This window comes from Brevibacillus sp. NRS-1366 (assembly GCF_050467985.1).
Genome location: NZ_JBITPN010000022.1, coordinates 592,741 through 617,518 on the forward strand (window position 1 = coordinate 592,741; position 24,778 = coordinate 617,518).

Below are 24,778 nucleotides of genomic sequence, written 5' to 3' on the forward strand. Positions count from 1 at the left end.
AAAACAAAGGTGCAAGAAAAGTGACAGAATAGTAAAAAAAGCAGGAACGAATGGGGCTCTAAACTTGATAAGATTTTGTTTTCCAAATAAAAAGATCCGTACATGTTATACGGATCTTACCTACTCATTTATGCTCATTTCATTTTTGGCGGGTTTCCCTCATAGACTGGTCTTCTCTCCTTGCTGATAATGTTTCATCCATAGTCCAACGAGCTGCTGGCACTCCGCACGCAAAACCTCGATCGAATAGATGGCTTCTCTGAGATAGCCGCGCTGCCGATAATGAACTACATACATATGTCCTTGGCGCTGTGAGCTGACTACGGTGCATCCGCGTTGCCGCAACCCGCGACGCAACTGGTGGTGCTGCCGCTCTGCCCAGCGGGAAAGATCCTGGAAAAGCCAATCAAATACTTCGTGATAAGAAAGCTTCAGCGGTACGATACGAGCCTGGCTCAGGTCTACCATGGCGACGCGAAACAAAAGCCCAAACAAAATATACAAACGCACCAGCTCCTGCTCTCCCTCTTCTGCCGGCGAAATCGACTCCATCACTTGTAATGCCCTCCGATCTTGCGGGCCCTCTCTTTTGCCTGACCAGCGCTGAGCAAGGAGGCGGCACGCAAAATAGCATCCGGTCCATAGCGTGCACGAATATCGTCCATCGCATGAGCCAGTAAGCGACTTTTGTGATTGTCCGTGAACAGATTAAGCTGTACGACGTTGTCAGGAACCAACTGCTCCAGGCTGACGCCGATACTGCGGACGGGAGTCTCCTGCCAATGGCGGTCGAACAGGCGACAAGCAGCTTCGTACAACGTCATGACATCATTGGTCTGCTCTGCCAGCTTCATCTGTCGACCAAAACCAGTCCCGGCAGCCAAGTCAGCACCGCGACAGCCGACTGAAAGCACAGATCCCATTCGCTCCTTGCTCCGCGCCCGGCGACACACTTCTTCGCACAGCTCCAGCAGCACTACCTTGATTTCGGCGGCTGTATGATAATCCCGCGGCAACGTCATGTGATGACCGATACCTTTTTGTGTATCATAAACATTCAAGGAAACGGGCGAATCATCCAGTCCATGGGCCGTACGCCACAACACCTCGCCGTTTACTCCCCAATGACGAATCAGTACGGCCGGTCTCAAATCCGCCAGTTGCCCGATCCGATAGATCCCCATTCGATGAAAATGGCGCTTCATCCGCGAGCCGACCCCAAACATTTTTTCAATCGGCAGCTTCCAGAGTGTGTCGGATAATTCCTCCCGCTTGAGCCAAAAGATCCCCTCTTCCCGCTTCTTGGCGAAGTTGTCACAGGCCATTTTTGCCAATACTTTGTTCTCTGCAATTCCCACTCGACAGTTGATCCCCGTCTCCAACCAGACACGGCAGCGAATTTGCTTAGCCATTTGTATCGGGTCCCCAAACAGATGAACACTGCCGGTCACATCGAGAAACTGTTCGTCAATCGAATACGGCTCCACCTTGTCGGTAAACGCTTCGAAAATTTGGGTGATCTGCGTTGAGATGCGTATATACATTTCCATTCGCGGGCGCACAACCACGAGCTGGCGGCACTTTTGCTGAGCCTGCCACAAAGCTTCTGCTGTGACGACTCCGTATGTTTTGGCGATCGGACAGGCTGCCAGAATCACCCCGCTGCGTCTCTCTGGATCACCTGCTACAACAATCGGCTGATTCCGCAGCTCGGGATTGGCCACTTTCTCCACACTTGCGTAGAAGCTTTGCATGTCAATCAGAAAAATAATTCGTTTGTTCGCATTGGGCATATAATCATCCCCTGAATAAGAACTTGTGTTCCTGTTTTGGTTCTGTTCTTATTATAGCAAACAAACGTTCGTATTTATACCTGCATCCCTGAAAAATTCTCTGGTAATTATTTCTTCTCTTTATACACGTGGGCTTTCTTTTTTCAACACGGGTATCCAAATTTCACTTTTAAAAGTAGGCGACGTTATCTCTTTGTTCTCGTTCCACAAGATTTCCGGCCCCTCGGCTAGTTCGTAGCTGGAGGGCGGAAACCACTCAGAATAGATGCGCCCCCAGATATCCTGCAGCGTCTGCGGAAACGGCCCGACAACTTCGAACACAGCCCAAGTTGAGGCAGGAACTTCAAGCTTTGCCGTGATGTCCGGACAGTCTTTAGTCGTTGCAACGCCAATGTAATGATCCAGCTCTCCATTGTCCAGTCTGCCTTCTGAAAAGTTCGTGGAGGCGCTAATCAGTCCCGAGGGCTCGACATTCGAAAGACTCTTCCACTTTTTGATCGTCTCATGATCTAGACTTGCCCACATAGCAGCCACCGCAGGATTCACTCCGTGGTATACCAAAGGCACCCTTTTCATGATGCCAACAATGCGAAAAGCTGCTTTCTTTTCAATGCGATAGTTCATTTCGTTCCCTCCTTTAATGGTTAGCTGAAAGGTCATTCGTGGATAGGCTTTCAGCGAATGTCCATGGCTCCTGGCTTCTGTTGGAGTGACTCCATGCAACTGTTGAAAGGCCCTTGCGAAAGAATCTGGCGAGTGATACCCGTATTTGATCGCCACGTCGATAACCCTCGTATTGCTGTCTTTTAGATCAAATGCAGCAAGCGTAATCCTTCTGCGCCGGATATATTCCGAGAGGGTAATGCCTGCGAGAAAGGAAAACATCCGCTTAAAATGATACTCGGAGCAGCAAGCGACCCTGGCTACTTCTTTAAAATCAATCTCATTCGTAAGGTTTTCTTCGACATAGTTCAAAGCCGCATTCATCTGTTCCAGTGAATTCATAGATACACCCTCCTTTCAACAATAGACTAGCAGAAGTAGTTGATTCCCATCCGACATTTCGTGCACAGTTCTGTAGGGTTTTCAAGCATATCCAACAAAAGGAGGTTGATCCTATTCAAGACAGGCAGATTCAGATTCTTCCCCGTAGCTAAGGAGCAAGCGGCTGATCTGTTGCTACATAGAGTCACTTCCCATCACTGCTTGGACCTAGGAGAGAAAATCCGTAAGACAGCCCGGTAACCAGAACCGTTCTTTGTTTCCGATCAGCGTCAAACTGAAAAAGCTCCATGCCCTCCCCTTCCTTTGCAGCCTCAGCGAAAATAAAGCGATGCGTTCCCGGAATCCATGCTCCCGCTCCGATTTGCTGGAGAAGCTTCGTAGAGCCTTGGAACAGACCAGCATTCCAGTAATATTGATACATGCCATCATCAGATTGAACAAAGCCGGACCAGAAATCAGCGGGCACAGGTGGATTCCAGCTCGTCATCTTGCCCGATTTCCATTCGAAGCGCTGACGAACCTCCTCAAAGCTCTTTTCCTCTTTTCTCATGGCAAACGTGACAAACCGGCCATCATCATCAAAGCTGACGGGGACAACCGCCCCATTCCATTCGCTTGTAGGAACCAATCCTTTGATGACCCCCGGCCATGTCATAGACTGAATATAGCTTCTCGTAAAGGGCATCGCACTCACAATAATTCGTAAATCGTGACAGCAATACGTACCGCTGCTTGGAGTCCAGGAATTCCATATTCGTCATGACCGAAAAATCAGTCCATTTTTCACATGTTTTGCCATCCACCGAAATTTGCCAAATTTGTTGTGGTGGCAGCACGACTTCTTGCCACACAATCTCTTCGGAGGACTTTTGTGGAACAGTAACCAGCAATTGCAGCTGACGATCAGAAGCCCAATGAAAGGTAAAGCCTGGTTCGATGAAACCTAGGTCCTCTTTAGAGGTAGCCACTTTGGCATGATTTCGGATTGCCACTTCTACACTTACCTGATCCATGGCCTCGCGGAAAAAGAATGTGTACGACTGAGGGTCAATTCCGACGACAGTGCGCAAAGGGGAGTGCAGCCTGGGCTCTTCATTCAATTGAATCCGTACATCCTCTTGCATCGATGCGATTGGCTTCTCGGATGAGAACGTAGAGACTGAGCCACACCCTGACATAGCGAAAAGAGACAAGCAGAACAAGATGCTCATTCCTAGTAAGGATTCCGTTAGATGAGCGACCGAGATTTAGCCGAGAGTACAAAAAAACCTTCCTTAGACTTCATTAGGAAGGTTTTTGCTGATTGATTCGTACACTAGTCAAACACAATCCCGTCGAGTACACCCTCGCGCTTTAAGTAATCGCGAAGCCAGTGGTACTCGGCATCTCGCCAAAACGAGTTGTCCGCAACCAGACGGGCTGTCTCCTGTCTGGCTACCTCCAGAGCTTTGTAATCGCTCAAGAGATCCGCCACCTTGAACTCAGGCAGACCGCTTTGTTTGGTTCCGAAGAAATCACCCGGTCCACGCAGCTCCAAATCGCGCTGGGACAGTTCGAAGCCGTCTGTCGTCTCACACATGACGCGCATCCGCTCTTTCCCAATCTCTGATTTGGGATCGGCTATCAGAACGCAATAAGACTGCTCCGAGCCACGTCCCACACGACCACGCAGTTGGTGCAGTTGAGCGAGACCGAACCGCTCTGCATCATAGATCACCATATACGTCGCATTCGGTACGTTTACCCCTACCTCTACTACTGTTGTGGAGACCAGAACTGCGTATTCGCCTGAGAGAAACGCTTGCATCACCGCATCCTTTTCTTTTGCAGGCAATCGTCCATGCATCAGCCCCACGCCAAACTCAGTAAATACATGGGAGAGCTGCGCATGAACATCTATCGCATTTTGCACGTCCAGCTTTTCCGATTCCTCAATCAATGGACAAATGACATAGGCCTGCCGTCCTTTGCGCAGCTCGCCCTTCATTTGCTCGAGAACGGCGGGAAATTGATCATGCTTTTTCCACGTCGTCTCAATCGGTTTGCGACCCGCCGGCATCTGGTCAATCGTAGATACATCCATATCGCCAAATGCGGTGATCGCCAGTGTACGGGGAATCGGTGTCGCCGTCATGAACAAAACATCAGGTGACAAGCCTTTGCTGCGTAATACCCGCCGCTGCTCTACACCGAAGCGATGCTGCTCATCTGTGATGACGAGGCCAAGGCGTGAGAAAAACACGTCTTCTTGAATCAGCGCATGTGTCCCTACCACCACGTCAATTAGCCCCATTTGCAGAGAGCCGATCACTTCACGCCTGCGTTTAGCTGTCAGCGAGCCCGACAACAAAGCTACTTCAATCCCGTAGTCAGATAGAATAGCGGTCAGGGACTGCACATGCTGCTCCGCCAAAATTTCGGTCGGTACCATGAGCGCTCCCTGAAAACCAGCCTTCACAGCGGCAATCAGTGCGATCGCTGCCACCACGGTCTTTCCCGAACCTACATCCCCTTGCAGCAATCGGTTCATCGCATGAGGAGAGCGCATATCATCCAGGATTTCCTTGACGACTCGTTTCTGTGCATCCGTCAGCGGAAACGGCAGGGAGGTCACAAATTGACGTACCTCGTCCATCGGAATCGCTAAAGCCATCCCTTCCGTCTGCTGCCTGTGAATACGGCGAAGTGTTTGCATTTTCAACTGAAATAAAAATAGCTCCTCAAACATGATCCGCCGCCGCGCCTGCCGACCATCTTCCGCATTTTCCGGAAAATGAATCGAATGAAAAGCATCCATACGCGGCATGAGACGGTATCGTTCCACAATCTCCGGCGGTAAGATTTCAGGTACTTCTTTTCCATATTGCCGCAAAGCTTGTTGGATCGACTTGCGGAGCAAAGTATGCGTCACATCTCCCCCTAATGGATAGATGGGCGCCAGCTCCCCCCGCTTCGTCGCACGATCCGAATCTGCCTCCGTCATTTCACTAACTGTGATCTGCAGCTTGTGCTTGTCCCATTTTCCCGTAATGAGAATTTCCTTGCCCGGCGACAATCTGCTTTTAATAAATGTCTGATTAAACCATACAGCGGTTACGACTACCCGGTCCATGACGATCTTGACGGAAATGCGCGATTTTCCCTTTCCATAAAAACGAACAGAGGGTTCGCCGTACACCGTTCCCGCCAGCGTGACCCTCTCTCCATCTTTTACTTCTGTCAAATCACGCACGCGGTAATCTTCATAGCGAGACGGGAAATACTCCAGCAAATCGCCGATGGTGTGAATTCCCAATCCTGCAAAAGCCTTCGCCCGCTCTTCCCCTACCCCGTGCAAATGGGAAACGGGCGCTTGATATGCACCAGCCATTATTACTTCTCCATCCGCACGCCAAAAACTTTGGCTTCGATCATACGGCCTGTTTGGGTTGCTGCCAATCCACCCTGTGCTGTTTCTTTGAGCGTATTCGGCATCGCGCAACCGATCCGATACATCGCTTCGATGACTTCGTCTGTCGGAATTACGCTCTTGATTCCTGCCATGGCCATATCCGCTGCTACCGTAGCAATGGCGGCTCCCATCGCATTTCGTTTGACACAAGGTACCTCAACCAGTCCGGCTACGGGGTCACAGACCAGACCTAGCATGTTTTTCATCGCAATCGCCACTGCCTGAGCAGACTCCTCTGGCGTGCCGCCTGCTATTTCCACGATCGCTGCAGCAGCCATCGCGGTCGCAGAACCAACCTCTGCCTGACAACCGCCTGCCGCACCTGAAATGAATGCATTATTGGCGATGCAATAGCCGATCGCACCAGCCGTAAACAAGTAGTTCACCATGTCTTCGCGGCTTGGCTGCAGCTTGTCAGACACCGCAAACAGTGTTCCCGGCACAATGCCACAGGCGCCTGCCGTAGGAGTTGCCACAATGGTACCCATCGCTGCATTGACTTCATTGACCGCGACAGACATCGAGACAGCATTCAGGAGAGTCGGCCCCGACAAAAAAGGCTTTGTCTTCATATATTCCTGCAGTTTTTTGGCATCGCCGCCGGTAAGTCCGCTATGGGAACGAATGTCTTCTGTCAGACCGCGACGCACTGCTTTTTCCATTACATCCAGATTGGCGTACATATCTTGCATGATGGCATCCCGAGAACGCTGGGAAACCTCCATCTCCGCCTCAATCATCACCTGGGAGATTTTCTTGCCCTGTGATTGTGCCAATTCAACCAGTTCAGCCACATTGCGAAACATCTAGTTGGATTCACTCCTCTTTTCACTTGTTGATCAGGCGCCTTGCCTAACTCAACGACAGCAGGGATACTTCAAAAATATGAGGGATCTGGCGGATTTCCTCCAGTACCTCGGGGGAGAGCGCCCGGTCTGTCTCAATCGCCATCAGCGCACGTGAACCACGGTCGTGTCGCGACACTTCCATGAGTCCTACGTTGATTCGATGATGGGTCAATACTTTTGCCACTGCAGCAATCATCCCGAAGCGATCCTCGTGCAGGACAAGCAAGGTAGGCGTATCGAAGCCCAGCTGCAAGGCGAAACCGTTTACTTCCAATACTTCTATTTTCCCTCCACCAATCGAAACGCCGACGATCTCTATTTGATGCTGATCGTCTGACAGCTTAATCCGCGCAGTATTAGGATGCTCCGTTAGGACGTCCGAAGTAGTCAATACTACTTCCAGTCCTGCCTTTTGGGCAAGCAAGAGCGAGTTCTTCAATCGCAAGTCAAACGTATCAAAGTCAAGAATCCCAGCAACAGTCGCAACATCGGAGCCATGGCCTTGGTACGTTTTGGCGAACGAGCCGTAAAACGTAATCTCTGCCCGTGTCGGTTGCTTGCCGAACAGCTTTCGTGCTACCCGACCAATTCGAGCGGCACCTGCCGTATGCGAGCTGGATGGACCAACCATGATCGGGCCGATAATATCAAACACACTTTTGTATTTCAACCGGTTCTCCTCCTGAATCACAAGGGGTTCAACAAGATTCACTCTCATTGTATCCTACGTGCTGTGAATACGCTATATAGGAAAGCATCCAAGCTGCTTTTCTCCCTATTTTTGGCCAAAAAAACGCTGTTTGGGGCAAAAGAAGGACGTAAATCTTTCCTGCACGTGAAAAAACTCCTTTTATCCAGAAGGGGGTTTCACCAATGGCAGGCAACGTTACTTTTATCTCTTGCTTGGAAAGGTCTATCGTCGCCTTCCCGTGGAAAGCGTCCGTCAGCTTGTCTACAGGCACAAGCACACTCCCGTTTTCCTGCTTGATTCCCAAATAATCAGACGCAAAGGGCTGATCATTGATAAACAGCTCGACCATCCTTCCTGGAAAAACGTTACAGGAATTACAAAAAAGCTTCCCCGTTATCCAGGGAAGCCATTTCAACATTCACTTATCCTAAAAATCTTTCACCATAACAATTCCTATAAGGCCGGGCCCAGTATGCGTGCCGATGACTGGTCCGATCTCTTCCAGATGCGAAGCCGTCACCTGGAATTCCCGCTTCACTCGCTCCAATATTTCTGCAGCCTGGTCTGGAACACTGCTGTGGAGAACGGCCACTTTAACGGGCTGACCTTGCGCATATTCCTGCAAGGTTTCAAGAACCCGGTTCAGTGCCTTTTTCGTACCTCGCACTTTGTCAAAGGCTGAGACATAGCCAGCCGGGTCGAGCATTAAAATTGGTTTGATGTTCAGCAAGGAGCCAATCACAGCAGATGCCCGCCCAATCCGTCCGCCTTTTTGCAGAAACTCCAGGGTATCCACAATGAAGTATACCTGCACCTCGTCCAGATAGCGGTCAATTATGTCCAAAATCTGTTCTTTGTTTTTACCTGCCTGAGCTGCTTTTGCCGCCTCGACACAGATCATCCCATGCACGTACGAAGCTTTGCGGGAGTCTATCACAGTAATGTCCATGTTTTCTTCCAGCATAGATTTGGCAATCATCGCAGACTGATACGTGCCGGAGAGTGATCCCGACAAGAGGATGGCAATAATCTGCACATCTTCCCCATACTGCTCATGAATCGCTTTGTAGCTTTCTGCAAATTCGAGCGGAGACGGCTGCGAGGTAGTCGGCAAAACATGTGACTGCTTCAGCTTTTCAAAAAAAGCTGATGAAGAGATGGTCACTCCATCCAAATAGGTCTCAGATCCGAACATGACCTTCAGTGGAACGGCCACAATTCCTAATGATTGCCTCACAGACGCATCAATATCAGATGCGCTGTCGGTAAGAATCACAATTGGCATTCACGAGGCTCCTCTCACGTTTACTCGACAGAAAAAATGAATGGATAGAGCGGTTGACCGCCTACCTGGATCTCCACTTCCACATCCGGGTAAGCCTCGGTAACTGCCGTCTGCAGCACTTCTGCCTGTTCTGCTGTCGCTCCTTCTCCGAGGAAGATCGTGACGATTTCTGCTTCATCGTCGACAATCTCCTTGAGTAGGGTCACTGCAGACTCCATCAAATCAGGTCCAGCAGTCACAATTTCCTTTTCGGCGATGCCGATATAATCGCCTTCCGTGATCTCCACATCGCCCATCCGCGTATCGCGAACCGCGTGGGTCACCATTCCTGTCTTTACTTGAGCGATTGCTTTTTCCATTGCCTGCGTATTTACGGCCAGCTCTGCATCCGCATGGAAAGCAATCAGCGCTGCGAGCCCCTGAGGAATAGTCTTGCTTGGAATGACCGCAACAGGCACCTCAGTCAAATCAGCAGCCTGCTTAGCGGCCATAATGATGTTACTGTTATTAGGCAGAAGAATGATTTTCTCAGCATGCAAGTCTTCGATAGCTCTCATGAAGTCCTCTGTGCTAGGGTTCATCGTCTGGCCACCTTCGACTACAACATGCACGCCCATACTGCGCAAAATCTTGGCAATGCCTTCTCCAGCCGCTACCGCAATCAATCCATATGGGAGAGCTTCGCCGCCTTTTGACTGAGCTAGCTGCTGCGCCGGAGCATGACCTTTGCTCTCTTCCGCTTTCAGGATGTTCGCATGCTGCTCCCGCATGTTTTCAATCTTGAGTCGATGCAGGCTTCCGAATTGCTGGGCGTACTGAAGCACGCTGCCCGGATGCTCTGCATGAATATGTACTTTGACGATCTCATCGTCGGAAACGACAAGCAACGAATCACCCATCGTATCCAAGTGACTACGGAACAAAGCCTCGGAAAATGGCTTCTTGTTTGGCTCTGTGCTATGTGCGACGTGTACCATAAATTCTGTGCAATAACCAAAAGTAATGTCTTCGGTTTTCATATGGATTTGCGCATTGTGCTGTTCAGAAATCAGCTTCTCCAGCTCTTCCTGACCCATTGCCGGCTTCGCGTACTTTTTCACTTCTCCCAGCTCTTCGCCGCGCAGCGCACGCAAAAACCCCTCATAGATAAAGAGAAGGCCTTGTCCGCCTGAATCGACCACGCCTACTTCTTTTAAGACGGGCAACATTTCCGGTGTACGCAAGAGCGTCGCCTGCGCCTGCTCGTATGTTTTTTCCATTACAGTCGCGATGTCATCAGACGTGCGTGCGGCACGAATAGCCATCTCAGCAGCCTCACGAGCCACAGTCAAAATTGTGCCTTCTACCGGTTTCATCACTGCCTGATAAGCGGCATCTACACCGGCCTTTAATGCATCAGCAAACTGACGGCTATTGATCACGTCTTTTCCATTCACTGATTTGCTGAAGCCACGGAACAACTGGGATAAGATCACACCAGAGTTACCACGCGCTCCCATTAGCAGACCTTTTGCCAAAGTAGCTGTTGCCTCTGTGATGCGGGGAGATTCCTTGCGAGTCAGCTCCTCCACACCGGATGAGAAGGTCAGATTCATGTTTGTTCCCGTATCGCCATCCGGCACAGGAAACACATTTAATCCGTCTACCACCTTGACGTTTTCGGACAAAAGGCTCGCCCCTAGGTAAACCATTCGGCTAAACAGCTCGCCATCTAGACGCGTATGTACCAACTAATGTTCCTCCTTACGTATCCATGTCTGTACGTACACCCTGCACGAAAATATTAACGGCAGTCACATCTATGCCAACTGTTTGCTCCAATGTGTATCTTACGCGACGCTGAACATTGCCTGCGACCTCGGAAATTTTCACGCCATAGCTGACGATGATATGCATGTCCAAAACAACTTCGCCGTTCGTATTGTGAACAACGACACCTTTGCTCAAGTTGTCGCGTCCGAGCAGCTCGGCGATTCCATCTTTCAACGCTTTACGGGAAGCCATACCTACCAGGCCAAAGACTTCCATGGCCGCGCCTCCTGCAATCCGAGCGATCACATCTTCTGTTACGTCAATTTTCCCAAGAGATGTACTCATTTCCACTGTCATGCAAGGACTCCTCCTTTGTTCCGCTCCTGCAACTACGGTTCCACTATCATCATAGGTTCGGTGTTTTCTGCGTTTTCTATGAACAGCTTGACCGCTTTGGAAAGCATAACCATGCTTCCCTCAATTCTACACTAACCAATGTGAGAAATGAAGCGTTTTGTCGAAGCTGTCAACCGTTGAAGAAAACAAGGCTAATCCACATGTCAAGTATTGCAATTGACAGCAATGGTGTGCTACTATAGTCGAGTATTTGTATTTCCCACAAGGAAATCCCGTTTAGATGCAACAAGGGAGGTGGATCGTAATGGCACGTCGCTGCTTTGTAACTGGTAAATCTGCAAAAGCTGGAAACGCTCGCTCCCACTCCATGCGCGCAACTCGCCGCACCTGGGGTGTCAACGTACAAAAAGTGCGCATTCTCGTAAATGGAAAACCGAAGCGCGTTTATGTAAGTACCCGAGCACTGAAATCCGGTCTCGTAACTCGCGTGTAGTCTTTATTCTACGCGAAAAAAAGCACCCTCGAGGTGCTTTTTTGCATTTCTTGCTTTTGTCCACTCACTCCTTCAGGAGGCTGAGGCCGCGCCATCATTTTTTCTTATTGAAGGCCTCGATGATGCCGCGAATCATGCCACCCAGGAACTTCGGCAACTTGATGGTGTAAAATCGCATGCTACCCCTCCTCACCGAAATTACTTCCCACGATACAAAAACCAGCCCGCTCCCGTGAGTGCCAGTGCTAACAAGCTATACCAAACCCACGGAGGTGCCATGTACAAAAAAATGGTGATTCCCCCGACAGCCAACATAGCCCCGAGAACACGTCGCAAGGCGCCCCCCTGTCGCAGGCGATAGGAGCGCAATCCCATTTTATACTGCACCTCCTTCAGGTGTTCTCCCAAACGTGCATATTACATCATATTCTGCTGTCGGATAAACATGTATCCTGCCACACGAAAATATAGATTCGGGTGGAGAATCTTACGAACGAAAAAAATCAGGCAACTCATTCGCTGCCTGAATAAAATATGTGAGACGTTTAAAGAATATGCAGGTCCCATTATGCCAATCGATCGCGTGTCGGGAACAGCAGCTTCGTTGCACTGCCCAAAACCACGGTCAAAACGACTCCCGATATGAGCATTTCTGGCAGAAGGTACGTAATATTGTAAACAAAGGAGTACAAAGCCACCGGTGTACCTTCGGGAGCATACTGACCAAACCAGACAATTCCAGATATAAAATGGCAAACCAGTCGACCAAGCACGCCGATAAACAAGCTGCTCCACAAAACCATGAGACGCTGTTTCTTTCCTTCATAATCAGACAGACGTACGAGTCCTGACAGTCCGAGTGCTGCAAAAGCGAGCGGATAGTCCAAAATCACCTGAACGGGATTTACAATGGTGCTGCCCAGCATCAACTGCAGGAAGCCTACGAGCATTCCTGTCACGACACCCGCTATCGGTCCACGACGTACAGCGATCAGAGCAATCGGGACCATTACCAAGGAAACAGAGCCCCCCTGCGGCATTTCAAAAACCTTGATCTGGCTAAAAACGACCGCAAGAGCTGCCATCATCGCCATTTCCAGCAAGATTAGCAATCGTTGTCGATCCAAAACCTTTCACTCCTTATAAACATAATGAATCGTCGAAATAGAATAGCCGCTTTCCATGCTGATTCTAGCCCAAGTGTAGGCTTGAAGTCAAAGAGAAAAGCCGCGGTAAAAACCATACCGCGACTCGCTTTCCTACCGAACCTTTTCCAGAAACTGTTTGGCTCGCTCACTTCTCGGATTGTGGAAAAACTCTTTTGGTGGCGTCTCTTCCAGAAGCTGCCCATCATCGAGAAACAGGATTCGGTCCGAAACCTCTTCGGCAAATCTCATCTCATGCGTGACAATAGCCATAGTCATACCTGTAAGTGCCAAGCCTTTCATTACCTCCAGAACTTCCTTGACCATCTCCGGGTCAAGGGCAGAGGTCGGCTCATCAAACAGCATAATTTGTGGCTCCATGACCAACGAGCGTGCGATGGCCACACGCTGTTTCTGACCGCCGGACAATCGCGACGGATAGACATCTGCCTTGTCTGACAGTCCTACACGTGCGAGCAGCTCCCTGGCCTTTTTTTCAGCCTCGCTCCTGGGTAAGCCCTTTACCTTGATTGGTGCATACGTCAGATTGTTTAAGACAGTCATATGCGGGAACAGATGAAAATGCTGGAATACCATTCCGATCTGCTGGCGGATTCGCATCACATCTGCTTTGGGAGCCGTAATGTCTTCTCCATTGATAGCAATCATGCCAGTGGTTGGAACCTCCAACAGGTTCATACAGCGCAGCAGCGTCGATTTTCCGGAGCCCGATGGTCCGATGATCGCCACCACTTCGCCCTTACCAATCTCAGTAGAAATCCCCTTGAGCACATTCAGTTGACCAAATGACTTGGTGATGTTGTCGATCTTAATCACTGCGTCTCATCCTCCGTTCCACAAAACGCGCTACCCAGGTCAGGAACATCACCATGACATAATACAAAATACCCGCGATGATGTAAGGCTCAAAGTAACGATAGGTCGCGCCCTTGACCACATTTGCATTTTGCAGGATGTCTGCCAAACCGATCGTGGACACAAGAGCCGATTCTTTCAAAAGAGCGATCGTTTCATTCACCAGAGCAGGCAAGATGTTTTTCACGCCCTGCGGCAAAATGATATCCAGCATCATGCGGCGATAAGGGATGCCGAGTGCCTTGGCAGCTTCCCACTGTCCCTTGTCGACCGCAAGGATTCCCCCACGAATCGTCTCTGAAATATACGCTGCTGAGTTCAATGTAAACGTCAGCACCGCTGCTTCCAACTGCGAAATATTGTAGCCAGTGATCTGAGGTGTTGCGAAATAGACAAAGGTTAATTGTAAAATCAGTGGCGTGCCGCGGAACACAGACGTGTAGGCGACAGCCAGCCAGTTGAGAGGACCAAACTTAGAAATTTTGATGAGTGCGAGGATCGAACCCCAGATGAAGCCCAAAACAACCGATAGCAATGTTACGAGTAACGTGACCTTTATCCCTTCTAAAATGAAAGGGATATAGGGCACAATTTGTGCAAGATCCAAATTCATGCCCTTTCCCACTCCTTGCAAATGATGTCAAATCCCAATGGTGAAAGCAAGAAAGTTTATTGACCGAACCATTTTTGGATCAGCTTGTCCATTTCACCGTTTTCCTGCATCTTTTTAATGACCTTGTTAAATTCCTCTACGTGTACAGAACCTTTTGGAAAGGCAATAGCTGTTCCCTGCGCCTCTGCTGTTTCAATCGCGGTGAGCTGCAGGCCTTCATTGCTTTCCACGAAGCCTTTGGCAACGTGATCTTCAATGATTGCTGCATCTACACGGCCAGTCTTTACCTCTTCTACAATCTCCCCGAGTTTATTGAGAGAAGTAATTTGCAGTCCTTGCACGGTTTTTGCCAGTTCTTTTGCCGTAGTTTCTTGCGTTGATCCGAGCTGAACAGCTACTTTCTTTCCAGCCAATTGCTCGGGCTTGGTCAGGTTGCTGTCTTTTTTGGAGACAATCGTATTTCTCGCATCATGGTAAATTACCGAGAAGTCAACGTTCTTCTGGCGATCCGGTGTCGGAGTCATCCCGGCCATGACAAAATCGGCACGGTTCGTTTGCAAGGCAGGAACCAATCCATCAAAGTTCATGTCGTTGATTTGAACTTCATATCCAAGCTCTTTTCCAATATACTTGGCGATGTCTACGTCAAACCCTACAATCTCATCTTTGCCGCTGGTCAAATCGTGGTATTCGTACGGTTTAAAATCCGCAGAAGTTGCCATTGTCAGCGTCTTTGCCCCGCCTGTGGAAGGCGTCGCTTGCCCCTGACCAGCCCCCGATTGGTTGCCTGTTCCGCAACCGGCGATGACTGCTACCGCTAAAAGTGAAGAAAGAGCCATAGAAAAGAAAGACATCTGTTTTTTCATGTTGTACCCCCATTTAAAATAGATTACTGGAAAAGCTGTCATGCTTGTCCGAGATATTTTGCTCGACAACTTATATTTATACATGATAATGACTATTTTAATCAATGGTGAAACATTTTCAACAGTTTTTTAACAGTATTTTAAAATAGCCAATATACAGAATTTTATTTACGAACATCCCCCTGCTTTTTCATGGCTCTAATCCTTTCTATGCTAGTATGTCCACCATTTTGTTTCCTACAAGCTCTCTTTGGTATTGGCAGGTGAGGAGTTAATCATGGAAGGCGGAATTACGAAGCCATCAATGGTAGTAAGAACTACCGGGACCGAAGAACTATTTTTGTTCGCGTAAGAACAAGCTCACCAGCAAGGATTTCATTTAACTGAACGCTGCGTTGGCGGGAGCGAGTGCTAGAAATTTCACTGCTGAGGCAGGAACTCCTACTCTCGATGGTTTAGCGCCTGTAGGAGATGGGGCCCATGTCTCCCATGAGCCCATTATCCTGGATGCGGTTCCTGAAAGGATTACCGAATTATTTCGCCTATTTCATACCTTGTAATATAATTATTTCCAAGTATATAATGATTACGGCAAGACAAGACTCCGTCAATCAGATTGACGGAGTCTTGTCTTGCACTACTTTCGATTAGGCACACATATATATATTCCTATCGAAGAGCGAAGGAGATGAAACGATGGAAAACATGGAAGTAGGAGCACCATTGCCAAGCAATGCCGTGGGTTTCTGGCGTCGCCTGGGAGCTACCTTGTTAGATGGACTCATTATTGGCGTACCTCTGGCACTCATTGCTTACTTCATGACCGGTGAATCAAAAGGAAACTGGTTTACAAACTCAATCTCGACCTTGTATAGCCTGCTCGTTCCCATTTTCTGGTACGGATATACCGTCGGGAAAAAGATCGTTGGCGTACGCATTGTCAAAGTAGACGGAGAGCCTGTCGGTATCGGAACGATGCTGCTGCGCGTATTTGTTGGCATGTGGCTCATCTACGGGATTACTTTCGGTCTTGCTGCCATCGCCAGTGCGATCATGGTAGGTGTTCGCAAGGATAAACGAGCGATTCACGATTTGGTTGCAGGTACCTACGTGACTTCGAATCGACCATAGTCTAGACAGACATATCTTATTCTGTGAGTCGGGACGTACCAGTTTCCCGGCTCTTTTTTTGTGATGAAAAAAAAGCCACCTGTGCCTTTGGCAACAGATGGCTTCTTCATCATATCCATTTATCCACGAATGGCTGCAATCGCTTGCGCTCGATCTGCTTGATTGAAAACCGCATTTCCAGCCACGAGAACTGTGGCTCCTGCCTCTGTGCACAGACGTGCTGTTTCCGCATTTACTCCACCGTCAATTTCAATTTCTACATGTCCCAAATCGCGCTCGTTCAGCATGCGACGAAGCTCTTTAATCTTTGGCACGACATTGTGAATAAATTTCTGTCCGCCGAATCCTGGATTGACAGTCATCAAGAGCACCATGTCGAGATCAGGTAGGATTGGTTCAATTGTAACCAGCGGTGTAGCTGGATTTAATACCACGCCTGCCTTTACTCCCTGCTCTTTGATCAGATAAAGGGTACGATGCAAATGGCGGCAGGCCTCTTGATGAACCGTGATCCAATCCGCTCCACTCCCCACAAACTGCGGAATGTACCGATCCGGCTCCTCGATCATCAGATGCACGTCTAGCGGCAGCTTGGTTACTGGGCGAATCGCGTCCACGATCAATGGTCCAATCGTAATATTCGGAACGAAATGTCCGTCCATGACGTCTACGTGAATCCAATCCGCGCCACCTTTTTCGACATCGCGAATCTCATCGCCCAATCGGGCAAAATCTGCTGACAGGATAGAAGGTGCGATTTTTACCATGGTTTGTTCCTCCGTTGATATTCTTTTAGCTCTTCTCGGAACTGCTTGTAGTGCTCATAGCGCTCTGAAGAGAGTTCTCCCGCTGCCAATGCTTCTTGTACGGCGCATGACGGTTCGCTAATATGCAAGCAGCCACGAAACTTGCAATCGGGACTGAGAGCGGCAAAATCGCGGAAGGAATCGGCCAAATCCTGCTCCGTGAAATCCATGAACTCCAGTGAACTAAAACCCGGTGTGTCCGCTACATATCCCCCGCCATCCAATGGTATCAATTCTACATGGCGCGTCGTATGTTTTCCCCGCCCAAGCTTTTGACTGACATCGCCCGTTTGCAAGCTGACGCCCGGGAACAACGTATTAATCAATGATGACTTCCCAACACCGGACTGCCCTGCAAAAACAGAGATCCGATCGTGCAAAATATCGCGGACCTCCTGCAATCCCCGCTCTTGAACCGTTGAGGTCGGAATAACCGTATAGCCGATCGCTTCGTATGTCTTCACGATAGCCTCGACCTCTTCATCCGAAACATGATCCGCTTTTGACAGCACAATGACAGGGTCTATTCCCGCACGCTCCGTGTGGACTAAGAACTTGTCGAGTAAAAGCGGGCTAAACATGGGCTTGTACATAGAAAAAACGAGTACCGCCTGATCTACATTGGAAATGGGCGGGCGAACCAGCTCACTGGTCCGTTCGCCCACCTCCATTACATAGCCTTCTTCCTCATTGATCGGGTCGAAGACAACCCAATCGCCTACAAGCGGATTCACTTTGGCGTCTTTTTTCTTGAAAAGCCCTCTTGCACGGCAACTGTAGATTCGCCCTTCATCGGCTACATAGTAGAAGCCACTCAGCGCTTTCACAATCCGTCCTTCTGGCATTCATGTCCCTCCACTATGGTACGCTTTGCACGCTGTTATAGGAAACCGGAATCGTTTGATATTCGTGGTATTGCTGGTCATTTGGCCCCTTTACCGTCACCGAAATCACGGCATTCTTTTCCGGTGAAAGGACCACAGTCACCGGGAATTCGGCGCTTTCAGTCAAGGTCTTTTTGGTTATTACCTGATTTTCTCCGCGCGCATCACTGACTTCAATTTTCACATCGAGCGTCTCACCCGGAACGACTTCAATATAGGTAGGCACATTGGCAACTTTCGCTTCCTGCGGGTACTGTCCATTGCTTACCGTCAGTGGGACAGCAACGCCTCTTTGCACATCCATGCCAGGATCGTACGGATGGGTAGAGAGCACCATTCCCTCTTTATCGGTCGTATACGTAGGCTCTTTTTTAATTTCGCCAACATTAAGGCCCCACTTGAACAGCTCTACTTGTGCTGCTTCGACTGACTTGTTTCTGACATCAGGCATCTTGACATAGGCCCTGCCCTTGCTAACAGTTACCTTTACGGTGTCTTTGGTCGGATACACCTTGACATTTGCCTCTGGCGCTTGACCGATAACCGTCCCTTTTTCAGCCTGGTCGTCTGTCTCTTCGACAAACGTGACATTTTCCATCTTGAATCCAAGCTGTTTCAATGTATCTTCAGCAGTAGAGCGCGGCAAGGAGACGAGATTTGGCATGTCAATCTGCTGCTGCCCTTTGCTCACATAGAGCGTAACGACCGCATTTTCTTTCAGCCTCATCGGTGGCGCCGGATCCTGCCTGATGACGATCCCCTTTTCGATTGTGTCATGGGCTTCCTCGATCACCTGAGGGACGAGCTTCGCATCCCTAATCTCTTTCTCTGCCAAGGTTATATCGCGCCCTTCCACATGCGGAACGGGCACCTCAGGAATAGAAGGGACCACATTCAACAGAAAATTGAATCCGAAAAAGGCTAGAACAAGAAACAATCCGATTCCCGCTACCCAAAAAATCGTTTTTAACCACCATTTTTTTTCTGGCTTTTGTTCCTCCGTATCATTTCGCTGCTCGTAACGGTTCCGCTGTCCGCCGCCTGTACGACCATTGGCGTGACCCTCCATCATCTCTGGAGTAATGATCGGGACTACACGAGTCATCTCTTCATCCTCAGGGAAGATTAGCTTTTCCTCATGTAAACGTTCTGGGAACAAGCAGGTCTCCAAATCTTCAAGCATTTCACGTGCCGACCCGTACCGCAAGAATGGATCTTTCACCAGCGCCTTGAAAATAACATTTTCCACGCTTTGCGGAATCCCCGGATTCACTGTACGCGGTTCAGGAAGCGGCTCTTGGAGATGCTTGAGCGCTACAGAGATAGGCGAATCGCCGGAAAACGGCAGCTCTCCCGTAACCATTTCATAAAGGACAATCCCCAGTGAGTAAATATCCGACTTTTCTCCAGTGATACCACCTCTAGCTTGCTCTGGAGAAAAATAATGGACAGAGCCAAGCATGGCGTTTGTATGGGTAATCGTGGCGGAAGTAACTGCCCGTGCAATACCAAAGTCCGTTACTTTGACCCGCCCGTTTTTTCCAATCATAATATTATGCGGCTTGATATCTCTGTGAATGATCTGATTTTGATGGGCGTGATCGAGAGCATCGCAGATCTGCTCGGCAATTCTCACCGCCTCTTCTATAGGCAAAGCTCCCCGCCCGATGATGACTTCTTTTAACGTGTAGCCTTCTATGTACTCCATTACCATGTAATGGGTATCGCCTTCCTGGCCTACGTCGTAAACACCCACCACGTTGGGGTGAGACAGGCTTGCCACTGCTTGCGCTTCTCGCCTGAACCTGTTCACAAAGTCTTCATCCGTACCAAACTGCGAGCGCAGTACCTTGACGGCTACCGGACGATTCAAAATCAAGTCCCTAGCCTTGTACACAATAGCCATACCGCCCCCGCCGACGCGGGACTCCAATTGGTACCGTCCTCCCAGTCGTTGACCTTCCATCTCTCTCACCCCTCTTTCTGACTGGTATCAGGCGTGTTACGGACGGCAACCAGCGTAATGTTATCTTCTCCACCAGCTGTCAATGCCTCTTGCACTAACCCGTCCACCTTTGCTTGCAACGATACCATTTTATTCAACCACTCTTCCAAGGACGTGTTGTTTACTTTATTACTCAATCCATCCGAGCAAATAAGTACAACATCACCTTCGGACCACGCGAACTGTCCCAGATCAATCAGCACATCCGGCTCGGTCCCCAAAGATCGCATGATCACATTGCGGTGCGGGTGAACAGACGCTTCTTCTGGCGTAATCTGCCCACTTTTTACCAGCTCGTTCACAAGGGAGTGATCTTCTGTTTTCATGACAAGTCCATCCTGGTTAAAGAAATACAGGCGACTGTCGCCAATATGAGCGGTAATGACCGTAGTAGGGCTAAGCAGAGCCGCAACCACTGTCGTTCCCATGCCATTACATTCCGGATGCTGTGCTGCGTATTCGAATACTTCTTTATTGGCGAGCCTAACAGCGTTCATCAATTGCTCACGAGCGTCGTCTCCGTCTATATTTCCATCCAGGTGACGCAGTTCTTTTACTATTCTCTCAACGGCGAGCCTGCTGGCGATATCACCAGCCTGATGACCGCCCATACCATCTGCTACTACAGCCAGTACGCGTCCGTTTAGATCGGCAATACAAGCATAATAATCCTCGTTTACCTGACGGACGCGACCAACATGGGATTTCATCGCGATATCCATGGCATCACCCCACGGTTTCTTTAGCGTGTTGTGCCCTCAACTGTCCACATGCAGCCGCAATGTCACTGCCCTGCTCGCGTCTGATGGTCACATTGATTCCCTTGTCCTCCAATATGCGTTTGAACTGAAAAATCTCATCACGCGGCGTACGTACGTAATCCCGCTCCGGAACATAGTTAACCGGAATCAGATTGACGTGGCACAGCATGTCTCCAATCAGGCTCGCCAGTTCTTCGGCATGCTCTGGCTGATCGTTTTTCCCACCAAAAAGTCCATATTCAAAACTGATCCGTCGACCCGTCTTGTTGATGTAATGGTGGCAGGCTTCCATCAATTGGGCAAGTGGGAAGCCGCGGTTAATTGGCATCAGGGTGCTACGCAGCTCCGTGTTTGGCGCATGCAAGGAAATAGCCAAATTCACTTGTCCGCCTCTTTCAGCAAACTCGTATATTTTTGGCACGATCCCGCTGGTCGAAACGGTGATATGACGAGCACCGATATTCAATCCACGGTTGTCATTGATTACGGACAAAAACGCCATCAAGCTCTCAAAGTTCTCAAACGGCTCTCCAATCCCCATGACTACCACGTGGCTGACCCGCTCACCATCTGCATCCAGTCTACGCTGTGCCATCAACACTTGGGAGACGATTTCACCCGCATCCAGGTTTCGTTTGAGCCCGCCCAGCGTAGAAGCACAAAACGTGCATCCGATACGGCAGCCCACCTGCGTAGTAACACAGATGCTGTTGCCGTAGTTATGACGCATAATGACTGTTTCAATCGCATGTCCGTCCACCAATTGGAACAAAAACTTGATGGTTCCGTCTTGCGATTCCTGATGGGTAATTTCCTTCAAGGAATCCATACGGAAAGCGTCCGCCAGCTTTTGGCGCAGTTCCTTGGACAAATTGCTCATCTCATCAAAAGAGGTAACGCGCTTTACATAGAGCCAGTCAAAAATCTGGTGGGCGCGAAAAGCTTTATCTCCTGCTTCAACAAGCCATTCTTTCATTTCATCTTGTGTCAAACTGTAAATGAGCGGCTTTGCGCTCGTAAATGTCGTGATCGGCATTGCTGTCTTCACATCCTCGGGTTCATTGCTTAAATCGTCATTCTATCATTGTACCTCGCCAAGCGTCTCGCTTCAAACGGTTTTGGCATCCAAACGACAAATGCATCGCTGTTCCTAGTGTAAACAAATCCAAAGAGCCGCAAACAAAGGTAAAGGAGTGGCACTCACCGGACCTGATGCGCCACCCCCTCCCGCCTATTCTTTCCGTTTCAAACGAGCAATAAAGAAACCGTCGCTCTCAAAATCATGCGGCAAAATTTGGACATACGCTCCCGTTTCATCCACCTTATTCCTTACCGCTTGTGGTAGATCAGCCCGAAGCGTATCGTCGAGCACAAATTCCGGATGCTCCGAAGTAAAACGACGGACGATATCCTGATTTTCCTTTGGCTCGATTGTACACGTACTATAGACCAGCATGCCGCCTGGAGCAAGCATCGTGGACAAGTGCTTCAATAGCTCGTATTGCAACTGGGCGATCGCACGGACATCCTCAGGTGTCTTGTTCCATTTCAAATCTGGCTTACGACGAATGACACCAAAGCCTGAGCATGGGGCATCCAGCAAAATCCGGTCAAATGTACCCAGTCCTTTTTCAGGCAAATCAAGGGCGTCACTAACGATTGGCTCAATAATGGAAATCCCTAGCCTTTTTGCCGCAGCAGCAATCAGTTCCCGTTTGTGAGGGTGTACGTCACTGGCAACAATCTGTCCCTGGTTGCCCATCCTCTCTGCCAAATGAGTCGTTTTCCCACCAGGAGCGGCACATGCATCCAGAACACGCATGCCGGGCTTCACTGCCAGCGCAGGCGCCACCAGCATCGAGCTCTCATCCTGAATCGTATAATACCCTTCTTTAAACCAGCGAGTGCCTGCAGCATGACCGCCTTCAATCAAAAGTCCTTCTTCACTAAGCTCGGATGCTCGGACGACACCGCCCTCTTCCATCAATTGGGCGAGAAGCTCGTCTTTTTTTATTTTCAGCGTATTGACACGCACGGAACTATGAGGAGCGCGGTTGTTAGCCTCACAAATTGCCTTTGTTGTCTCTTCCCCGTATGTCTGGATCCACTGGCGAACCAGCCATTCCGGATGAGAATGAGTCACAGCGATTTGCTCAGCAACCCCGCCAATAGGCATACGTTCCCATACGTCAGGCTGACGTAAAACATTGCGCAAGACGCCATTTACCATGGAGGCGATGCCTTGATGACCGCGCTTTTTGGCAATCTCGACTGCTTCATGCACGGCTGCACGCTCTGGAATTCGATCTAAAAAGTGAATCTGGTACAAACTGAGGCGCAACAAATTACGGACCCAAGCCTGTACCTTTTTCCCTCCAATAAAGTGCGACAACACATGATCCAACGTCAATTTACGCTGAATCGTGCCGTACACGAGCTCTGTTACTAGCCCCGCATCCGCAGCATTCAGCTCCGTGCGATCCAGGACATTGCGCAGTTCAAGATTGCTGTAAGATTTATGTTCCTCTACCCTGTTTAATACGTCTAGGGCGATATCACGTGCTCCCTTTTTTGCCACAGACTATTCTCCTACCTTTGTGCCGATTTCAATGCCAGCGCCCGCTCCGCGCAGAAAGCCCTCAGCACTCATGCGTTTTTTGCCTTCTGGCTGTAGTTCCGTTATTTTCACTGCACCACTGCCGCAAGCTATAACCAGTCCATCTTCTTCACGTGCAATGATGGTTCCCGGTTCTTTTCCTGCTGCCGCTTCCACTAGCTTTTCCACCCACCAAATTTTCAACACCTTGCCTTGGTACGTCGTAAAAGCGACCGGCCATGGATTCAAACCCCGTACTTGGTTATAAATTTGCTCAGCGGTACGGTTCCAGTCAATTCGCTCATCCGTACGCTTTATGTTAGGAGCGAATGTCGCCCGCAAATGATCTTGTGCCACTGCTTGGATCTCTCCCGCCAAAAGACGCGGAATCGTTTCCAGCAAGAGGGCAGAGCCAGCTTCAGCCAGCTTGTCATGCAAAAGTCCTACTGTATCCCTCTCCTCGATGGGCACGACAACCTTTGACAGCATGTCCCCTGCATCAAGCGCCTCCACCATATACATGATGGTCACTCCCGACTCACTTTCACCTTCTACAATGGATTTGTGGATCGGAGCCCCTCCGCGGTATTTTGGCAGTAAGGAAGCATGAACGTTAATACAACCAAATTTCGGTGCATCCAACAGTCGTTTTGGCAAAATTTGACCGTATGCGGCAGTTACAATCAGGTCAGGCGAGAGCGCCAGTATTTCTTCCAGGGCTTCTTCTTCCTTAATTTTTTCAGGCTGCAACACAGGGAGTCCATGACGCAAAGCCGCCTCCTTGACGGGGGGCGGCGTCAACACCTGCTTGCGTCCTACAGGACGATCCGGTTTGGTAACGACTCCAATCACATTGTATCCAGCTTCCAGTACAGCCGTAAGACTTGTTACCGCAAAGTCAGGCGTACCCATGAAAAGTATGCGCACATCTTTCAAATGAATTATTCCCCTTCCTCATCCGGGTTCACTTGATACACTTTGTCAGCGACGTCAATGAACAACACACCGTTCAAGTGATCAATTTCGTGCTGGGAGCAGCGGGACAACAAATCATCTGCTTCCAGCTCGATTTCATTACCAAAGCGATCCTGTCCACGCAGTTTGATCCATTTATGACGGCGAACATCGCCTCGGAGGCCCGGGATGCTCAGGCAGCCTTCCGGATAATCGAATTGCTCGCCTTTATGATCAACGATTTCTGGATTCACGATTTCGATAAGTCCGTCGCCGCAGTCCATAACGATCACGCGTTTGGAAATTCCTACTTGTGGTGCAGCAAGTCCTACTCCATCCGCATCGTACATGGTGTCTGCCATATCGTCCAGAAGCTTGTGCAAGTTAGAATTGAACTTGGTGACGACCATTGCTTTTTCACGCAAGATCGGATCTGGATGTTTTACAATTGTGCGAATAGCCATGT

28 protein-coding genes are annotated in these 24,778 nt (G+C 49.4%); 2 read left to right on the top strand and 26 right to left on the bottom strand.

Going from position 1 to position 24,778, the window contains the following annotated elements; genetic code table 11:
• Window positions 1-159: 159 nt before the first annotated feature.
• The 12 genes from ACIFQN_RS19615 to ACIFQN_RS19670 form a co-directional block, all read right to left on the bottom strand.
• A complete protein-coding gene (locus ACIFQN_RS19615) occupies window positions 160-552 on the bottom strand; it encodes a hypothetical protein (RefSeq protein ID WP_429834920.1) in 393 nt (130 codons plus the stop codon).
• The gene (gene dinB, locus ACIFQN_RS19620) at window positions 552-1,793 is read right to left on the bottom strand and encodes a DNA polymerase IV (protein ID WP_429834702.1); all 1,242 of its coding nucleotides are present in this window, start codon (window positions 1,791-1,793) and stop codon (window positions 552-554) included. Before dinB ends, ACIFQN_RS19615 begins: the two co-directional genes overlap by 1 nt.
• A gap of 120 nt (window positions 1,794-1,913) precedes the next feature.
• Window positions 1,914-2,798 carry an AraC family transcriptional regulator gene (locus ACIFQN_RS19625; RefSeq protein WP_429834703.1) on the bottom strand — a complete coding sequence of 295 codons (885 nt, stop codon included), beginning with the start codon at window positions 2,796-2,798 and terminating at the stop codon, window positions 1,914-1,916.
• Between the two features lie 184 nt (window positions 2,799-2,982).
• Window positions 2,983-3,426: a hypothetical protein gene (locus ACIFQN_RS19630; RefSeq protein ID WP_429834704.1), complete on the bottom strand. Its 444-nt coding sequence runs from the start codon at window positions 3,424-3,426 to the stop codon at window positions 2,983-2,985.
• On the bottom strand, window positions 3,377-3,922 hold the full coding sequence (locus ACIFQN_RS19635; RefSeq protein WP_429834705.1) for a hypothetical protein: 546 nt from the start codon (window positions 3,920-3,922) through the stop codon (window positions 3,377-3,379). Before ACIFQN_RS19635 ends, ACIFQN_RS19630 begins: the two co-directional genes overlap by 50 nt.
• Before the next feature lie 191 nt (window positions 3,923-4,113).
• Window positions 4,114-6,168 (bottom strand): ATP-dependent DNA helicase RecG, encoded by a 2,055-nt coding sequence (gene recG, locus ACIFQN_RS19640; RefSeq protein WP_429834706.1) that lies wholly within the window; start codon window positions 6,166-6,168, stop codon window positions 4,114-4,116.
• Window positions 6,169-6,170: 2 nt separating this feature from the next.
• A complete protein-coding gene (sdaAA, locus tag ACIFQN_RS19645; RefSeq protein ID WP_429834707.1) occupies window positions 6,171-7,055 on the bottom strand; it encodes an L-serine ammonia-lyase, iron-sulfur-dependent, subunit alpha in 885 nt (294 codons plus the stop codon).
• Between the two features lie 46 nt (window positions 7,056-7,101).
• Window positions 7,102-7,767 (bottom strand): L-serine ammonia-lyase, iron-sulfur-dependent subunit beta, encoded by a 666-nt coding sequence (gene sdaAB, locus ACIFQN_RS19650; RefSeq protein WP_429834708.1) that lies wholly within the window; start codon window positions 7,765-7,767, stop codon window positions 7,102-7,104.
• Between the two features lie 28 nt (window positions 7,768-7,795).
• A complete protein-coding gene (locus tag ACIFQN_RS19655) occupies window positions 7,796-8,137 on the bottom strand; it encodes a hypothetical protein (protein ID WP_429834709.1) in 342 nt (113 codons plus the stop codon).
• Between the two features lie 78 nt (window positions 8,138-8,215).
• The gene (locus tag ACIFQN_RS19660; protein ID WP_429834710.1) at window positions 8,216-9,073 is read right to left on the bottom strand and encodes a DegV family protein; all 858 of its coding nucleotides are present in this window, start codon (window positions 9,071-9,073) and stop codon (window positions 8,216-8,218) included.
• 20 nt (window positions 9,074-9,093) lie between these two features.
• The gene (locus ACIFQN_RS19665; RefSeq protein WP_429834711.1) at window positions 9,094-10,803 is read right to left on the bottom strand and encodes a DAK2 domain-containing protein; all 1,710 of its coding nucleotides are present in this window, start codon (window positions 10,801-10,803) and stop codon (window positions 9,094-9,096) included.
• Window positions 10,804-10,816: 13 nt separating this feature from the next.
• Window positions 10,817-11,182 carry an Asp23/Gls24 family envelope stress response protein gene (locus ACIFQN_RS19670; RefSeq protein WP_429834712.1) on the bottom strand — a complete coding sequence of 122 codons (366 nt, stop codon included), beginning with the start codon at window positions 11,180-11,182 and terminating at the stop codon, window positions 10,817-10,819.
• Window positions 11,183-11,486: 304 nt separating this feature from the next.
• Here ACIFQN_RS19670 and rpmB point away from each other — a divergent pair, with 304 nt between their 5' ends.
• Window positions 11,487-11,675 carry a 50S ribosomal protein L28 gene (gene rpmB, locus ACIFQN_RS19675; RefSeq protein WP_005831020.1) on the top strand — a complete coding sequence of 63 codons (189 nt, stop codon included), beginning with the start codon at window positions 11,487-11,489 and terminating at the stop codon, window positions 11,673-11,675.
• 94 nt (window positions 11,676-11,769) lie between these two features.
• Here rpmB and spoVM read toward each other — a convergent pair whose 3' ends face one another.
• The 6 genes from spoVM to ACIFQN_RS19705 form a co-directional block, all read right to left on the bottom strand.
• Window positions 11,770-11,853, bottom strand: a complete 84-nt coding sequence (gene spoVM, locus ACIFQN_RS19680) for a stage V sporulation protein SpoVM (protein ID WP_005831022.1) — start codon at window positions 11,851-11,853, stop codon at window positions 11,770-11,772.
• 20 nt (window positions 11,854-11,873) lie between these two features.
• Complete coding sequence (locus ACIFQN_RS19685) at window positions 11,874-12,050, bottom strand: hypothetical protein (RefSeq protein ID WP_429834713.1); 177 nt, start codon at window positions 12,048-12,050, stop codon at window positions 11,874-11,876.
• Between the two features lie 191 nt (window positions 12,051-12,241).
• Window positions 12,242-12,802: an energy-coupled thiamine transporter ThiT gene (gene thiT / locus ACIFQN_RS19690; RefSeq protein WP_429834714.1), complete on the bottom strand. Its 561-nt coding sequence runs from the start codon at window positions 12,800-12,802 to the stop codon at window positions 12,242-12,244.
• 132 nt (window positions 12,803-12,934) lie between these two features.
• Complete coding sequence (locus tag ACIFQN_RS19695) at window positions 12,935-13,657, bottom strand: amino acid ABC transporter ATP-binding protein (RefSeq protein ID WP_429834715.1); 723 nt, start codon at window positions 13,655-13,657, stop codon at window positions 12,935-12,937.
• A complete protein-coding gene (locus ACIFQN_RS19700) occupies window positions 13,650-14,309 on the bottom strand; it encodes an amino acid ABC transporter permease (protein ID WP_429834716.1) in 660 nt (219 codons plus the stop codon). Before ACIFQN_RS19700 ends, ACIFQN_RS19695 begins: the two co-directional genes overlap by 8 nt.
• A 56-nt stretch (window positions 14,310-14,365) precedes the next feature.
• Entirely contained in the window at window positions 14,366-15,175 is an 810-nt protein-coding gene (locus tag ACIFQN_RS19705) for a transporter substrate-binding domain-containing protein (protein WP_429834717.1), read from the bottom strand.
• A gap of 705 nt (window positions 15,176-15,880) precedes the next feature.
• Between ACIFQN_RS19705 and ACIFQN_RS19710 the strand changes: the two genes are divergently transcribed.
• Window positions 15,881-16,306, top strand: a complete 426-nt coding sequence (locus ACIFQN_RS19710) for an RDD family protein (RefSeq protein WP_429834921.1) — start codon at window positions 15,881-15,883, stop codon at window positions 16,304-16,306.
• A 119-nt stretch (window positions 16,307-16,425) separates the two neighbouring features.
• Here ACIFQN_RS19710 and rpe read toward each other — a convergent pair whose 3' ends face one another.
• The 8 genes from rpe to def form a co-directional block, all read right to left on the bottom strand.
• Window positions 16,426-17,073 (bottom strand): ribulose-phosphate 3-epimerase, encoded by a 648-nt coding sequence (rpe, locus tag ACIFQN_RS19715; protein WP_429834718.1) that lies wholly within the window; start codon window positions 17,071-17,073, stop codon window positions 16,426-16,428.
• The gene (rsgA, locus tag ACIFQN_RS19720) at window positions 17,067-17,957 is read right to left on the bottom strand and encodes a ribosome small subunit-dependent GTPase A (RefSeq protein ID WP_429834719.1); all 891 of its coding nucleotides are present in this window, start codon (window positions 17,955-17,957) and stop codon (window positions 17,067-17,069) included. Before rsgA ends, rpe begins: the two co-directional genes overlap by 7 nt.
• Before the next feature lie 13 nt (window positions 17,958-17,970).
• Entirely contained in the window at window positions 17,971-19,962 is a 1,992-nt protein-coding gene (gene pknB / locus ACIFQN_RS19725; RefSeq protein ID WP_429834720.1) for a Stk1 family PASTA domain-containing Ser/Thr kinase, read from the bottom strand.
• Between the two features lie 5 nt (window positions 19,963-19,967).
• Complete coding sequence (locus tag ACIFQN_RS19730; RefSeq protein WP_429834721.1) at window positions 19,968-20,723, bottom strand: Stp1/IreP family PP2C-type Ser/Thr phosphatase; 756 nt, start codon at window positions 20,721-20,723, stop codon at window positions 19,968-19,970.
• A 4-nt stretch (window positions 20,724-20,727) separates the two neighbouring features.
• A complete protein-coding gene (gene rlmN, locus ACIFQN_RS19735) occupies window positions 20,728-21,798 on the bottom strand; it encodes a 23S rRNA (adenine(2503)-C(2))-methyltransferase RlmN (protein WP_429834722.1) in 1,071 nt (356 codons plus the stop codon).
• 195 nt (window positions 21,799-21,993) lie between these two features.
• The gene (gene rsmB / locus ACIFQN_RS19740) at window positions 21,994-23,340 is read right to left on the bottom strand and encodes a 16S rRNA (cytosine(967)-C(5))-methyltransferase RsmB (RefSeq protein WP_429834723.1); all 1,347 of its coding nucleotides are present in this window, start codon (window positions 23,338-23,340) and stop codon (window positions 21,994-21,996) included.
• A 3-nt stretch (window positions 23,341-23,343) separates the two neighbouring features.
• Window positions 23,344-24,294, bottom strand: a complete 951-nt coding sequence (gene fmt, locus ACIFQN_RS19745) for a methionyl-tRNA formyltransferase (protein ID WP_429834724.1) — start codon at window positions 24,292-24,294, stop codon at window positions 23,344-23,346.
• 5 nt (window positions 24,295-24,299) lie between these two features.
• Complete coding sequence (gene def / locus ACIFQN_RS19750) at window positions 24,300-24,776, bottom strand: peptide deformylase (RefSeq protein WP_429834725.1); 477 nt, start codon at window positions 24,774-24,776, stop codon at window positions 24,300-24,302.
• Between the last annotated feature and the right edge of the window lie 2 nt (window positions 24,777-24,778).